This window comes from Rhodococcus sp. RCBS9 (assembly GCF_029457415.1).
GTDB classification, from domain to species: domain Bacteria; phylum Actinomycetota; class Actinomycetes; order Mycobacteriales; family Mycobacteriaceae; genus Rhodococcus_F; species Rhodococcus_F qingshengii.
The window spans coordinates 865,341-877,945 of sequence record NZ_CP120422.1; the positions used below are offsets into that span (position 1 = coordinate 865,341).

Sequence of the window (12,605 nt, forward strand, 5' to 3'; positions counted from 1 at the left end):
ACCGTGGCGACACGCTCAGCGGTCGAGCCGATCCGCGAGCCACTTACGCAAGGACGGGCCGTAATCGTCACTGTCGAGCGCCAGGTCCACCGAAGCGCGGAGGTACCCGCCGGGGTTGCCCAGGTCATGACGCGTTCCGCGGTGCACCACCACGTGAACCGGATGGCCCTCGGAAATCAGGAGAGCGATGGCGTCGGTGAGTTGCAACTCACCGCCGGCTCCCGGCTCGATGCGACGAAGTGCGTCGAAGATCGCACGATCGAGCAGATAGCGACCTGCAGCGGCAAAGGTCGACGGCGCGTCTTCCACAGCCGGCTTCTCGACCATGCCGACGACCTTGAGGACGTCGGGATTGACCGCGTCGGGAACGATCTCGACGTCGAAGACGCCGTAAGCGCTGACTGCGTCTTTCGGGACGTCGATTGCACAGAGAACGGATCCGCCGCGCTTGGCCCGAACTCGCGCCATGATCTCCAGGACGCCACGCGGTAGTACGAGATCATCGGGCAGAAGGACCGCGATGGCATCTTCGTCGTCGTCGAGAACCGACTCGACGCAACCGACTGCATGCCCGAGGCCGAGGGGCTGCTCCTGAATCACGGAGTCGACTTCGAGCAAACCCGGCGCTTTGCGCACCTTCGCCAGGGCAGCGAGTTTTCCGCTTGCTTCCAGCTTGCTTTCGAGCACGAGATCCTCGACGAAGTGGGCAACCACGCCGTCTTTGCCCGGGGACGTCACGATGACGAGCCGCTCGGCTCCCGAGTCCGCAGCTTCACCTGCCACCAGTTCGATACCCGGTGTGTCCACGACCGGCAGCAATTCTTTCGGAACCGTCTTGGTGGCAGGCAGGAAACGCGTACCAAGTCCGGCTGCGGGAACCACGGCCGTACGGAAGGCCCTCGTGCTGCTAGCGACAACGTCTGTCATGCCAACACCTTAGCCGCCGCTTGTTACCGCTCGGTCAGCACGACGAATATCGTTGCGGGGTGACACCTCAGACAAAAGCACAATGGCGACAAATCACACTCGCAGCACGTGATGCAGTCTCCGAGCACACTCGAAACACGGAAACTGCGGCGTTGATCACGCACATACGTTCAGTGATTGTCGACGGCTCGGTCGTCTGTGCGTACGTCCCCACCCGCACCGAACCAGGATCCACCGATTTGCTCGACGCCGTTGCCGAGATCGCTCAGCGTGTACTACTTCCGATCACCGGGGAGCCGGGACCGTTGTCCTGGGTCGAGTACAGCGGCGCGGACGGTTTGCGCCCCGCGAAGTACGGCATTCGGGAGCCTGTCGGACCCGTCTTGCCACCGGAAGCCCTGTCCGACGTGGAATGCATGCTTGTCCCTGCTCTCGCGGTGGATCTTCGCGGAACACGCCTCGGCCGTGGCGCAGGCTTCTACGACCGGACGCTCGGGTCGGTCGGACCACAGACTCGGCTCGTGGCAATTGTCAGAGACTCCGAACTCGTCGAGGCCTTGCCTGCCGACGACCACGACATTCCCATGGGCTGGGCATTGACGCCGCGCGGCGGCCTCACGCAACTCAAAGGCGATTGATCTGCGGGAATAGATCCCTGATTAGCGCTGTTGGCACTGTCACTTGTAGAGTGCTAAAGGCTGCGGTGTAAATACGCGGCTGCTCGAACATCACAGTGCGGAGGAAGCCCGGTGCCCACCTACTCATACGCATGTACGGAATGTGACAACCGTTTCGACATCGTCCAGTCCTTCAGCGAAGATTCGCTGACGGTCTGCCCAGCTTGCTCAGGCAAGCTCCGCAAGCTGTTCAACTCTGTTGGCATCGTGTTCAAGGGCAGCGGCTTCTACCGCACCGACAGCCGCGGCGGCTCCGGGACTGCGAGCGAGCCGGCCAAGAGCGATTCGGCACCCGCTGCGAAGTCCGAGTCCAAGTCGGACTCCTCTTCGACATCGAGTTCGTCGACCAGCACGCCGGCGCCCGCAAAGGCTGCCGCAAGCTGATTTCCACAACCTCCGGGTTGTCCACAGGTTCACATTGTCAGGGCCGGAAGCACCGCTTCCGGCCCTAACGTGCATGAATGCCGTCAGTACGTTCTCGTTCGCCGAGGCGCTCCCATCCATTGCGCGCCCAGCTCGATCTCACGCCGAACACCTTCGATCGCGTCGTCGAACTGACACGCGGCACACGGTTTCGCTCAGCGACCGTCCGCAAGATCGCAGCGGTCGTCCTGGCCACACTCGGCGTTGTTCTCTTCTTTCGAGGCGATCCCGCGACTGACACCGTCGCCGTAGTTGTCTCGAGCCGCGATCTCACTCCGGGGCAGGTGATTGCGGATTCGGACGTCGAGGTCCGCGAGATCGACTCGAAACAACTTCCCGAAGGAGTTGTCTCCGACACCGACCTGGTAGTCGGGAGAACCGTTGCCGGCCCGATTCGCTCCGGAGAAACCGTCACCGACGTGCGCGTTCTCAGCCCACGGCTGGCCGGGTTGTCGGTAGGAACCGACGACGCCCGCATCGTCCCCGTCCGATTGGCCGATGCGGCCGTCGCGGACATGTTGCGCAGCGGGGACGTCGTCGACGTCCTGACCGTCGGCCCTGACACATCCCGCCCAGACACACCCCACCCCGACACACCCAACGAATCAGTTGCAGACAAGGCCCCACAAATTCTTGCGGCAGGAGCGGTAGTCGCGTTGGTCACCACGTCGGAAAGTACACGTAACCAGCAGGAACAGGTGATTTTGCTGGCCCTGCCGACACCAGCAGCCAACGTCGTAGCCGCGGCATCTCTGTCCAATGCGATCACCGTGACATTCCGCTGACCGCACAAAGCGTCCGAAGCTCCTCTAGGATTTTTCCAGTCGGTTCGGTATCAACGGACCATCTGGCACTTGCCATCGGAGACTCGAGGGGACACCGACATGCTCAAGGGATTCAAGGACTTCCTGCTTCGCGGAAACGTGCTCGACCTGGCCGTCGCAGTGGTCATCGGCGCGGCCTTCACCGCCATCGTGACTGCCTTCACCAGCAATATCATCAACCCACTTGTCGCTTCGATTGGCGGAGCCAACGAATACGGGTGGGGCATTCAGCTGACGGGTGACTCCGCTGAGACGTTCCTGAACTTCGGTGCGGTCGTCACCGCGATCATCAACTTCATCATCATCGCAGCGGTCGTCTACTTCGTGCTGATCGTCCCTGCGAATGCGGCGAAGAAGAAGTTCGTCTCCGAGCCCGAGGACAAGGAAGCCAGCGAAACCGATCTGCTCATCCAGATCCGCGACATCCTCTCGGCCAATGCCGGTGGCGCCGACACGGGAGCGCACGCCAAGTCTCTCGAATAGGCAGTGCCCACAGATCAAATCAGGCCCTCGGACAATTGTCCGGGGGCCTGATTTACTTCTCAACCGCCGTGGTGCGGGGGCCGCTGACTGCGCAGCCAGTCGTCGTCCGAGGACCGCGAGGATCCTTCGGGACCCCGCTCGTCCGACGTCGTCTCGGGAAAGACGTCCCCGAAGATGCGCGCCAGGCGCTTCTTGTCGACTGACGGCTTCTTCGGGGTATCTGGTTGCTCCGACAAGCTGTCTCAGCCCTCGAGGCTGGACAGCTCGGCGATCACGTGACTCGCCAAAGCCGTCAGGGTTGCCATGCCGTCGCGAATTGCCGGCCTGGTCGACGCCAGATTGGCTACCACGGTGCTTCCCGAAACCCCGACGAGGCCGCGGGACAAGCCTGCTTCGAGCGATCCGGCCGAAAGACCGGAAGCACGAAGTGCTTCGGCAATTCCCGGGATCTCGCGATCGAGAACCTCAGCGGTCACGTCAGGAGTGACGTCACGCGGGGATACCCCGGTACCGCCGACCGAGATGACGAGGTCGACGCCACCGATGACTGCGGTGTTGAGAGCGTTGCGGATCTCCACTTCGTCGGCGGCGACGGCGACCGTCGCATCGACGAGAAAACCCGCTTCGTTCAGCAGTTCCGTGACCAGTGGACCGATGGAGTCGGTGTTGTCGCCGTGGGCTGTGCGATCGTCGACGATGACGACCAGAGCGCGGCCGGCCGATGTGGCTTCGAGTTCCATGACTCCTACCGTAGTGTCCGATCCCGACGCCGTTGCGATCTGGCCGAAGATCGGGTCGATCGTCTGCTGATCGCCGAACATCATCGGCCGCCCTGCGCTGCCGCGGTTCCCAACGTGACGTCGACGGTCTTGGTCTGCCCGCCGTCGCTGTACGTGATCGAGACCTTGTCGCCGGGAGCATGTGAACGCACTGCCGCGATCAGCGAATCACCATCTGCGACAACACGATCGTCGACCTTGGTGATGACTGCACCCTTCGGGATACCGGCCTTGGCGGCCGGCCCGTCAGCAGTGACATCCATGACGGTTGCGCCGTCGGCGTTGTCCTGCGACGGCACGGTCACGCCGATCATGGCCTGAGTCGCCTTGCCGGTCTTGATCAGTTCGTCGGCGACGCGGCGTGCCTGATCGATCGGGATGGCGAAACCGAGGCCGATCGAACCGCCTTGGGTACCCGACGACGCTCCGAGCGAGGCGATCGCCGTGTTGATGCCGATCAGCTGGCCGTCCATGTTGACGAGGGCGCCACCGGAGTTGCCGGGGTTGATCGCTGCGTCGGTCTGCAGAGCGTCGATGACGGTGTTCTGGTTGCCGGACTCGCCGCTCGTGGACACCGGGCGATCGAGTGCGGAGATGATGCCTTCGGTGACCGTGCCGGCCAGGCCGAGTGGGGACCCGACGGCAACCACCTGCTGTCCGACCTGGACGTCGCCGGAGTTGCCGAGATCGATGGGGGTGAGGTCGTTGCGACCGTCGACCTTGATGACGGCGATGTCGGAGACGGGATCGGCACCGACCAGAGTGGCCGAGGCCTTGGTTCCGTCGGAGAACGCAACGCGAAGTTGCGCTCCCTGTGCGCCGGCAACGTGGTTGTTGGTCAGGATCAGACCGTCGGAGGACAGGATGACACCGGAGCCCTCACCGCCCTGTCCCTGCGCGGTGGCTACCTCGATCTGCACGACGCTCGGCACGACCTTCGAGGCAACGGCCTGAACCGAGCCGGCGGGAGCGTTGGACGTGTTGGTCGCAGTGGGCTTCGGAGCGTTCAGAGAGTTGGTGACCGTCGCGGTTCCACCGTTGCGGTCCGCGACGACGGCGCCGACCACGCCACCGACACCACCACTGACCAGGACCAGGGCGAGAGCGCCGGCAACCAGCGCCATGCGTCCCGACTTCGGCTTTGTGGTGGTCGAACCGGAGTTCGGCCCCTGCAGCGGTGCGGGGATCTGGTTGTGGCCGCCGCCCGGGCCGTTCGGACCGCCGGGGCCACCAGGGTTGGGTGCGCCGTACGGGGCGCTCTGCTGGTACGCGGCCTCATGGGCACCGTGCGGGTGGCCGAAAGCCTGCGTGGGCTGCTGCTGTGCCTGCCCGAAGGCTTCGGTGGGCCTGCCTTCAGTGGGTCGGGCTTCGGCGGGTCGGGCGAACGACTCGGTCGGCTGGTACGGCTGCTGAGGCGCCTGCCCCTGAGGCTGCTGCGGCGGCACGGGAGGCTGTGCCTGAGGTGCTGTCGGCTGTGCCTGAGGTGCTGTCGGCTGTGCCTGAGGTGCTGTCGGCTGCGCCTGGGTGGTGGGCTCGCTGTTGGGCTGCTCGGGCCGGGTCGGCCCGACGTTACGGTCCTCGGTCATCGGCTCGCTTTCGTCTACGGTGACCACCGGACGGGCAGTCACAACTGTTCTGCCGACAATGCTGCCTTGCGCTGCTGAGAAGGCGCTGAGACGTGCCTGTCACTTTACCCAGGTTTCGACGTGAAAAACCGGTGTTGTCGGTTCGGCCCGAAAGACTTTCGGGCCGAACGCATTAAGCCGTGACGTCAGTCACCGAAGCGAGGGACCAACGGGTCTACAGAACACGCTACTCGGCACTCGGCCCCGGTTCACCGGGAAGCACGATACGAACAAGCGCTCCCCCACGATCGGATTCGTCGATCGCGATGGTGCCGCCGTGCTTGACGACGACCTGACGCACAATCGCAAGTCCCAGACCCGATCCCGGCATCGAACGTGCCGCAGTCGACCGGTAGAAACGATCGAACACCAACTCCCGATCCTCCTCCGGAATGCCAGGTCCCGCATCACTTACGGTCAATTCCAACAATCCTTGACCCACCGGACGCATTTCGACGCGTACCTGTTCGCCCTTCGGACTCCACTTCGCAGCGTTGTCGAGGACGTTCAGCACGGCACGCGACAGGCCCGCTTGATCTCCGTAGACGTACCACGGAGTGGTGACCGCCTCGAACTCGATTTCGTTGCGCCTGCGCCGCGCTCGTTCGAGCGCACGCTCGACGACGTCGCTGACGTCGACGCGCTCGTACACGGTTTCGGGTGCGTCTTCACGGGCCAGGTCGACGAGGTCGCCGACCAGAGTCGACAGTTCCTCGATCTGCGCGACGACGTCGGCACGAAGTTCTGCCATGTCCTCGTCGGGAATCTGCGGCGCACCGGGGCGACTGGACGCGATCAGCAATTCCATGTTGGTGCGCAACGAAGTCAACGGCGTCCGCAACTCGTGTCCGGCGTCCGCGACGAGGCGCGACTGACGCTCGCGGGACTCAGCGAGCGCCCTCAGCATCGTGTTGAAACTCTCTGTCAGGCGCGCCAATTCGTCGCTGCCGGTAACGGGGATCTGCGTCAGATCGTCGGTCCGAGCGACTCGTTCGGTGGCAGCAGTCAGCCTGGCAATGGGTCGTAAACCGGTGCGGCCCACGGTAGTACCCGCCACTGCCGCAAGTATGACGCCACACCCGCCGACCACGAAGAGCACCCAGGCCAGACGGTCCAGTACCGCAACGGTCGGCGCGAGCCGCTGACCGATCACCAAAGTGCTTCCGTCATGGGTTCGTTGAGCCAGCACTCGCTGACCGTCGACGGTTCGCAGCGAGGAATCCGATTCGCCACGCGCTACGGCGTCTTCGGCTTCACCGATCGGCACGTCGGAACCGGGCGGCTGGTACGTGCTCAGGTCCGAGAAGATCAGGGCCACACTGATGTCGGTGGTGTACAGCGTCGCACCGGAGATGTAGCGAGGATCGAATCGCACGACATTGCTGTCGATCAGCACCGCTGCCCTGGTACGCAACTGGTGATCGACGTCCGCGTAGAGCGCACGCGAAACCACCGCGTAGGCAGCGATCGCCATGACTGCGACGGCAATGGCCACCACCGACGCGGCGAGCAGCGTCACACGCCAACGCAATGACACCGAACGGGTCAGTGGCATCGGCGGGCGCATTTCGACGGACGCTTGGGTGGTGGAGGATTTCTTCGGTTCGGCGTTCTTGCCGAACGGAGCGGTGATCACGGAGGCGTCTCCCGCAGGACGTAGCCGACTCCGCGGACGGTGTGGATCAACCTCGGTTCGCCGTCGGCTTCCGTCTTGCGACGCAGGTAGCCGACATACACCTCGAGGGCATTGCCGGACGTCGGGAAGTCGTATCCCCACACTTCTTCGAGAATGCGTCCACGGGTCAGCACGCGGCGTGGGTTGGCCATGAGCATTTCGAGGAGGGAGAACTCGGTGCGCGTCAGGCTGATCGATCGCTCTCCGCGCTTGACCTCACGGGTGACCGGGTCGAGGGTGAGGTCCTCGAACGCCATCATTTCGGAATCGGCGTCCTGATCGGGCGCGGTGCGGCGAAGTAGTGCACGCAACCTGGCAAGCAACTCTTCCAAAGCGAAGGGCTTGGGCAGGTAGTCGTCCGCTCCGGCATCGAGGCCGGCCACTCGCTCGCTGACCGAATCGCGGGCGGTGAGCACGAGGATGGGCAGGTCGTCGCCGGCACTGCGAAGACGACGGCACACTTCGAGTCCGTCGAGTCGCGGCATCATGACGTCGAGCACGACGGCGTCGGGCCGGTTGGCGAGGATCTTCTCGAGTGCGTCGAGCCCGTCGACCGCGAGCTCGACCGTGTAGCCGTTGAAGCTGAGCGACCGCCGAAGCGACTCGCGAACCGCCCGGTCGTCGTCGACCACCAAAATACGCATACCGACAGTTTGGACTGAAGTGCTGAGATGCGGCTGAGAGGGTCCGATTCCGGCCTCCGGCGTGTCGCGGTCAGTCCCGGGTTCGCCTGGGCCCGGGCAGGCTCCAATGACGCCATAACGCAAGCAGTCTGAACACCGCGGCGAACGCCGTGCCGCACACCAGCGCGGCGTTGGTGGACAGTCCGGCTTGCGAGACTGTGACCACCAACGCAGCGCCGAGCAGTGCGGGAACCGCGTACAGGTCCTTGTGCAGGAGCAGTGGCACCTCGTTGACGAGAACGTCGCGGATCACGCCGCCGCCGATCGCCGCGGTCGCACCGATCAACGTCGCCGCCAGCGAACTGGCGTTGTTGTCCAGCGCGATGACGGCGCCGGTGCTCGCGAACAAGCCCATCCCCAGTGCGTCGAGCGCCAGGATTTCACGACGCAGTCGATTGAGCGGCTCGTGGAGGTAGAACACGGCGAGTGAGGTGGCGGCGGCGGTTCCGAAGTACGGCCAACTGCTCAGAGAGCTGGGCGGATGGACGCCGAGGAGAACGTCGCGGACGATACCGCCGCCGATGCCGGTGAACACACCGACCGAGCACACCCCGAAGATGTCGAGTCGCTTGGTGACGCCCACCAGGGCACCCGAGGCCGCGAACGCCACGATGCCCACCAGTTCGAGGATCCTCAGCAGCACCGGCCAAGGATCGCACGGTCAGATGCGGCTCGGGTCGATCACCCCGAGCCGAACTGCTTTGACCAGTCGCCGAGGCACCCGGTGGGTCTGGCCGAAGGCCGTGACCTCGACCAGATCGGGCGCCGTCGCCTTCCACTGGGCACGACGGCTGCGCGTGTTGGAACGGGACATCTTCCGCTTGGGAACGGCCATCAGAGTGCCTTGCGCTTCCCGTAGCGACGCTCGAACTTCTCGACGCGTCCTGCAGTGTCCATCACGCGTTGCGCTCCGGTCCAGAACGGGTGCGAGTCGCTCGTGACGTCGACGACCAGCAGCGGGTACGTGCCACCATCTTCCCATTCGACGGTGCGCTCACTCGTCACGGTCGATCGGGTCAGGAAGCTCTTGCCGGTGCTGGCGTCCTGGAAGACCACCGGGTGGTAGTCGGGGTGCATCTGCTTCTTCATTCGTTTCCCTCTCGCGTTGATTCGGTTTCGGCATAAGGTGATTCGGATTCGTCACACGGGTCTTCGTGAAACTCGCCGAACGGGTCTTCCCACGTTGCCCACGACGCTTCGTCCGCCAATTCGTCGTCGGTGACCAAGGCGTGCTGCAGTGTTCGGTCGATCTCGAGCGGGTTCGCACCGCACGTCAGAACGACCATCGAGGTGTCGCGATCACCGAAACGCTCGTCCCATTTCAGGGCCGCGAGTGCACGGCGTTCAGCTGGAACGCGGTCTCGTTCCTCCGGCGTCATCGCGGCAAGCCAGGTGTCCGCGCTGGCAACTCGCAGGCCACCGCCCGCCGATTCGAGCCAGAGCGCTTCACCCGGTTGCGTTGCCACCCAGACTCGTCCGCGGGAGTACACGACGCCTTCGAGCAGGACGTCGATCGCCTCGTGCAGACGACCGGGGTGGAACGGCCGGTTCGCGGTGAACTCGACGAGCATCACTCCGCCGTCGTCGTCGAGCGGCGGCTGGCGACGCAACAGCGGTGAGTGAGCGTCGGCCAGTTCACCGCGTCGCGCATCCGCAGGCACCTCGAGGAGCAGTGCCTCGATGTCGTCTCCCTCATCGAAGACGGGTACCCGTGGAGCGATGCGCGCGAGAACCGCGTTCAAGCGGGACCGCTGCCAGCCGTCGAGCGCATCGGACCCGCGTAGGACGAGCGCGTCGGCGAAGTCGACCTGCCCGACGACGACCTGAGCCAGGGTGCGGTCGTCGTCGAGGGCTTCGTCGCCGGTGGCGTCTGCCAGCCAGGTCGCCGCGTCGATGCACGTCACGACGGCATCGACGCGGACGTCCCGCTGCGCCGGTCCGTCCAGTTGGCCGACGACGCCGGTCACGACGACGTGCTCGATCGCCCAGCACAGCGCCTCGGGCTCGAGTTGCCGGTCCAACAGCAACACGATCCGCTGCACCGAACTGTGCGAGTGAAGCCGGCGCAGGAGCGGCAGCAAGTCTTCGCGCAGGGTGCAGGAGACGCAGCCGTGCGCGAGCTCGAGGATCGTCTCGCGCTCGGACACAGTGCCGGCAGACCCGGCACTCCCGGTCATCGAGGTGACCGTCCGCCGGACCACCCCTTCACGGACGTGGCTCAGGTCGTGGTGGACCAGAACAGTTCCCGTTCGCAGCAACGCTCGTGCGGTGTGTGGGGTGGATTCGCTCATGCCGGCGACCAGGACCAGCGGAGTCCTGCCGTCCAAGATCGTGTTCACAGCGGGCCTTTCTGGGAATGATTGTCATTACCGAGGTTGAACGGTACATTGATCTCACCGCATTGTCGAAAATGATTGTCATCTGCAAGTTGAAAGGAACACCCATGTCGGCTCACTGCCAAGTGACCGGACGTGTGCCGGGGTTCGGAAAATCCGTCTCGCACTCTCACAAACGTTCGAACCGTCGCTGGAACCCGAACATCCAGCGCAAGACCTACCTCCTGCCCAGCGAGGGGCGTCGCATCACACTCACGCTCTCGACCAAGGGCATCAAGACGATCGACCGCGACGGCATCGAATCCGTCGTCGCCCGGATCCGCGCGCGCGGCGAGAAGGTCTGAGCAGATGGCACGCAACGAGATCCGCCCGATCGTGAAACTCAAGTCCACCGCGGGCACCGGGTACACGTACGTGACCCGCAAGAACCGTCGTAACGACCCCGATCGACTCGTACTGAAGAAGTACGACCCGGTGCTGCGAAAGCACGTCGATTTCCGAGAAGAGAAGTAGGCATGGCCAAGAAGTCGAAGATCGCGAAGAACAACCAGCGACGGGTCGTCGTCGAGCGGTACGCGGAGCAGCGGTCCGCTCTCAAGGAGACGATCCGCTCCCCGAAAAGCTCGGCAGAGGAGCGCGCGAAGGCCCAAGCGACCCTGCAACGTCTACCACGCGACGCCAGTCCGGTACGATTGCGCAATCGAGACGCTGCGGATGGACGTCCGCGCGGCCACCTGCGGAAGTTCGGGCTCTCCCGGATTCGCGTGCGAGAAATGGCGCACCGTGGGGAACTGCCTGGCGTACACAAGTCGAGCTGGTAAGGAAGTCGGATGGCAGTCAAGCGTTCACCGTCGAAGAAGCCACGCCCCGTAGAGGGTCGTAAGCCCAAGAAGAACCCGTTGTTCGCAGCGAAGATCACGCATGTCGATTACAAGGACATCAACTTGCTTCGCACGTTCATCTCGGACCGCGGCAAGATCCGCAGCCGTCGCGTCACGGGCCTGACCCCGCAGCAGCAGCGTCAGGTCGCCGTTGCAGTGAAGAACGCACGCGAAATGGCGTTGCTCCCCTTCACCGCCGCCCGGTAGTCATACGTGCTCGGTAGTCACACGTAGAAGTACCGAAGAGGTCGCGCAGTCACTCGACTGCGCGGCCTTTTTGTTGCCCTGACTAAGATTTTCCCGAAGTCGTTCATTCCAGTCGAGAGGTGCCCGCAGCGTGTCGGGAGTTGTTGCGGGTTTCACCGTAATTTTTGTTGTCATCGCGGTCGGGTATCTCCTCGGCCGTCTCGGCACCCTCGGTAGCCAAGGACAGTTCGTTCTCGGTCGACTCGTCTTCTACGTCGCGACGCCTGCCCTGCTGTTCACCACCCTCGCGTCGTCCGATCTTTCGGTGATCTTCTCGCCGACGCTCGCCGTTGCGTCGGCTACTGCCTTTGCCGTCGGCGCTCTGTACGTCGTCGTCGCAAAGATCTGGCTCAACCGGCCGCTACCCGAACTGACCATCGGCGCGCTGTCGGCTTCGTACGTGAATTCAGCCAACCTCGGAATCCCGATCGCGGTGTTCGTGCTCGGCGATGCCACGTTCGTCGCGCCGCTCCTGCTCTTTCAGATCGTCGTGTACTCCCCGATCGCCTTGACGATCCTCGATCTGACGGCCCTTCGCGGCGCGGATGCCGAGAAGCTCTCGTTGATCGACACCGTCACCGCCCCGTTCAAGAATCCGATCGTGCTCGCGGGCGCTGCGGGGTTGATCGTCGCATTGATCGGTTGGGTACCGCCCCGGCCGCTGATGCAGCCTTTCGAATTGATCGGCGCGACGTCGGTACCCGGTGCGCTGTTGGCATTCGGGCTCTCGCTCTACGGCGTGCGGGTGCTGGAGAAGGGCTCGAGTCCACGCCGCGACGTCGCGCTGGCGTCGACGCTCAAGATCGTGGTCCAACCTGTGCTGGCCTATCTGATGGCGCATTTCCTCCTCGGCATCGACGGTCATCAGTTGTTCGCCATCGTGGTCGTCTCGACGTTGCCGACGGCGCAGAACGTCTTCATCTATGCAAGCCGCTATCGGCGCGGAATGGTCCTCGCCCGAGACAGTGCCTTTGTCACCACTTTGGCGTCAATTCCGGCAATTGCGCTGGTCACAGCGCTACTCGCTTGAGCAGGGTTACGGTGGA

19 protein-coding genes are annotated in these 12,605 nt (G+C 64.0%); 9 read left to right on the forward strand and 10 right to left on the reverse strand.

Annotated features, from left to right (window positions below):
* Window positions 1–15: 15 nt before the first annotated feature.
* Window positions 16–927, reverse strand: coding sequence for a UTP--glucose-1-phosphate uridylyltransferase (locus tag P0M12_RS04025; RefSeq protein WP_003946415.1), 912 nt, complete (start codon window positions 925–927; stop codon window positions 16–18).
* A gap of 59 nt (window positions 928–986) precedes the next feature.
* Here P0M12_RS04025 and P0M12_RS04030 point away from each other — a divergent pair, with 59 nt between their 5' ends.
* From P0M12_RS04030 to mscL, 4 genes are all read left to right on the forward strand, one after another.
* Window positions 987–1,565 (forward strand): 5-formyltetrahydrofolate cyclo-ligase, encoded by a 579-nt coding sequence (locus P0M12_RS04030; RefSeq protein ID WP_030536326.1) that lies wholly within the window; start codon window positions 987–989, stop codon window positions 1,563–1,565.
* A 111-nt stretch (window positions 1,566–1,676) separates the two neighbouring features.
* A complete protein-coding gene (locus P0M12_RS04035) occupies window positions 1,677–1,988 on the forward strand; it encodes an FmdB family zinc ribbon protein (protein WP_003946378.1) in 312 nt (103 codons plus the stop codon).
* A 77-nt stretch (window positions 1,989–2,065) separates the two neighbouring features.
* Window positions 2,066–2,812 carry an SAF domain-containing protein gene (locus tag P0M12_RS04040; RefSeq protein WP_065455352.1) on the forward strand — a complete coding sequence of 249 codons (747 nt, stop codon included), beginning with the start codon at window positions 2,066–2,068 and terminating at the stop codon, window positions 2,810–2,812.
* A 99-nt stretch (window positions 2,813–2,911) separates the two neighbouring features.
* Window positions 2,912–3,334 (forward strand): large conductance mechanosensitive channel protein MscL, encoded by a 423-nt coding sequence (gene mscL, locus P0M12_RS04045; RefSeq protein ID WP_047272495.1) that lies wholly within the window; start codon window positions 2,912–2,914, stop codon window positions 3,332–3,334.
* Window positions 3,335–3,393: 59 nt separating this feature from the next.
* Here mscL and P0M12_RS04050 read toward each other — a convergent pair whose 3' ends face one another.
* From P0M12_RS04050 to P0M12_RS04090, 9 genes are all read right to left on the reverse strand, one after another.
* Entirely contained in the window at window positions 3,394–3,570 is a 177-nt protein-coding gene (locus tag P0M12_RS04050) for a hypothetical protein (protein ID WP_003946347.1), read from the reverse strand.
* Between the two features lie 6 nt (window positions 3,571–3,576).
* The gene (locus P0M12_RS04055) at window positions 3,577–4,074 is read right to left on the reverse strand and encodes a MogA/MoaB family molybdenum cofactor biosynthesis protein (protein ID WP_176720912.1); all 498 of its coding nucleotides are present in this window, start codon (window positions 4,072–4,074) and stop codon (window positions 3,577–3,579) included.
* Between the two features lie 80 nt (window positions 4,075–4,154).
* Window positions 4,155–5,699: a trypsin-like peptidase domain-containing protein gene (locus P0M12_RS04060; protein ID WP_230691787.1), complete on the reverse strand. Its 1,545-nt coding sequence runs from the start codon at window positions 5,697–5,699 to the stop codon at window positions 4,155–4,157.
* Between the two features lie 226 nt (window positions 5,700–5,925).
* Window positions 5,926–7,305 carry a HAMP domain-containing sensor histidine kinase gene (locus tag P0M12_RS04065; RefSeq protein WP_020908630.1) on the reverse strand — a complete coding sequence of 460 codons (1,380 nt, stop codon included), beginning with the start codon at window positions 7,303–7,305 and terminating at the stop codon, window positions 5,926–5,928.
* Between the two features lie 65 nt (window positions 7,306–7,370).
* Entirely contained in the window at window positions 7,371–8,057 is a 687-nt protein-coding gene (locus tag P0M12_RS04070; RefSeq protein ID WP_218694717.1) for a response regulator transcription factor, read from the reverse strand.
* Window positions 8,058–8,127: 70 nt separating this feature from the next.
* A complete protein-coding gene (locus P0M12_RS04075; RefSeq protein WP_003946409.1) occupies window positions 8,128–8,739 on the reverse strand; it encodes a trimeric intracellular cation channel family protein in 612 nt (203 codons plus the stop codon).
* 18 nt (window positions 8,740–8,757) lie between these two features.
* Window positions 8,758–8,931, reverse strand: coding sequence for a 50S ribosomal protein L32 (rpmF, locus tag P0M12_RS04080; protein ID WP_007727540.1), 174 nt, complete (start codon window positions 8,929–8,931; stop codon window positions 8,758–8,760).
* Complete coding sequence (locus P0M12_RS04085) at window positions 8,931–9,185, reverse strand: type B 50S ribosomal protein L31 (RefSeq protein WP_003946367.1); 255 nt, start codon at window positions 9,183–9,185, stop codon at window positions 8,931–8,933. Before P0M12_RS04085 ends, rpmF begins: the two co-directional genes overlap by 1 nt.
* A complete protein-coding gene (locus tag P0M12_RS04090; protein ID WP_003946410.1) occupies window positions 9,182–10,435 on the reverse strand; it encodes a GTP-binding protein in 1,254 nt (417 codons plus the stop codon). Before P0M12_RS04090 ends, P0M12_RS04085 begins: the two co-directional genes overlap by 4 nt.
* Before the next feature lie 104 nt (window positions 10,436–10,539).
* Here P0M12_RS04090 and rpmB point away from each other — a divergent pair, with 104 nt between their 5' ends.
* From rpmB to P0M12_RS04115, 5 genes are all read left to right on the forward strand, one after another.
* Window positions 10,540–10,776, forward strand: coding sequence for a 50S ribosomal protein L28 (gene rpmB / locus P0M12_RS04095; RefSeq protein WP_003946346.1), 237 nt, complete (start codon window positions 10,540–10,542; stop codon window positions 10,774–10,776).
* A gap of 4 nt (window positions 10,777–10,780) precedes the next feature.
* On the forward strand, window positions 10,781–10,945 hold the full coding sequence (gene rpmG / locus P0M12_RS04100) for a 50S ribosomal protein L33 (protein ID WP_003946358.1): 165 nt from the start codon (window positions 10,781–10,783) through the stop codon (window positions 10,943–10,945).
* A 2-nt stretch (window positions 10,946–10,947) separates the two neighbouring features.
* Window positions 10,948–11,253, forward strand: a complete 306-nt coding sequence (gene rpsN / locus P0M12_RS04105) for a 30S ribosomal protein S14 (RefSeq protein ID WP_003946379.1) — start codon at window positions 10,948–10,950, stop codon at window positions 11,251–11,253.
* Between the two features lie 9 nt (window positions 11,254–11,262).
* Window positions 11,263–11,520: a 30S ribosomal protein S18 gene (rpsR, locus tag P0M12_RS04110; RefSeq protein WP_003946414.1), complete on the forward strand. Its 258-nt coding sequence runs from the start codon at window positions 11,263–11,265 to the stop codon at window positions 11,518–11,520.
* Between the two features lie 130 nt (window positions 11,521–11,650).
* Window positions 11,651–12,589: an AEC family transporter gene (locus P0M12_RS04115; RefSeq protein ID WP_277377463.1), complete on the forward strand. Its 939-nt coding sequence runs from the start codon at window positions 11,651–11,653 to the stop codon at window positions 12,587–12,589.
* The last annotated feature ends 16 nt before the right edge of the window (window positions 12,590–12,605 follow it).

Bases quoted from the DNA above. Each gene is read 5' to 3' on its own strand.
- P0M12_RS04025 (WP_003946415.1), bottom strand. From the start codon at position 927: ATGACAGACGTTGTCGCTAGCAGCACGAGGGCCTTCCGTACGGCCGTG.
- P0M12_RS04040 (WP_065455352.1), top strand. From the start codon at position 2,066: ATGCCGTCAGTACGTTCTCGTTCGCCGAGGCGCTCCCATCCATTGCGC.
- mscL (WP_047272495.1), top strand. From the start codon at position 2,912: ATGCTCAAGGGATTCAAGGACTTCCTGCTTCGCGGAAACGTGCTCGAC.
- P0M12_RS04055 (WP_176720912.1), bottom strand. From the start codon at position 4,074: ATGGAACTCGAAGCCACATCGGCCGGCCGCGCTCTGGTCGTCATCGTC.
- P0M12_RS04060 (WP_230691787.1), bottom strand. From the start codon at position 5,699: ATGACCGAGGACCGTAACGTCGGGCCGACCCGGCCCGAGCAGCCCAAC.
- P0M12_RS04065 (WP_020908630.1), bottom strand. From the start codon at position 7,305: ATGCGCCCGCCGATGCCACTGACCCGTTCGGTGTCATTGCGTTGGCGT.
- P0M12_RS04070 (WP_218694717.1), bottom strand. From the start codon at position 8,057: ATGCGTATTTTGGTGGTCGACGACGACCGGGCGGTTCGCGAGTCGCTT.
- rpmF (WP_007727540.1), bottom strand. From the start codon at position 8,931: ATGGCCGTTCCCAAGCGGAAGATGTCCCGTTCCAACACGCGCAGCCGT.
- P0M12_RS04085 (WP_003946367.1), bottom strand. From the start codon at position 9,185: ATGAAGAAGCAGATGCACCCCGACTACCACCCGGTGGTCTTCCAGGAC.
- rpmB (WP_003946346.1), top strand. From the start codon at position 10,540: ATGTCGGCTCACTGCCAAGTGACCGGACGTGTGCCGGGGTTCGGAAAA.
- rpmG (WP_003946358.1), top strand. From the start codon at position 10,781: ATGGCACGCAACGAGATCCGCCCGATCGTGAAACTCAAGTCCACCGCG.
- rpsN (WP_003946379.1), top strand. From the start codon at position 10,948: ATGGCCAAGAAGTCGAAGATCGCGAAGAACAACCAGCGACGGGTCGTC.
- rpsR (WP_003946414.1), top strand. From the start codon at position 11,263: ATGGCAGTCAAGCGTTCACCGTCGAAGAAGCCACGCCCCGTAGAGGGT.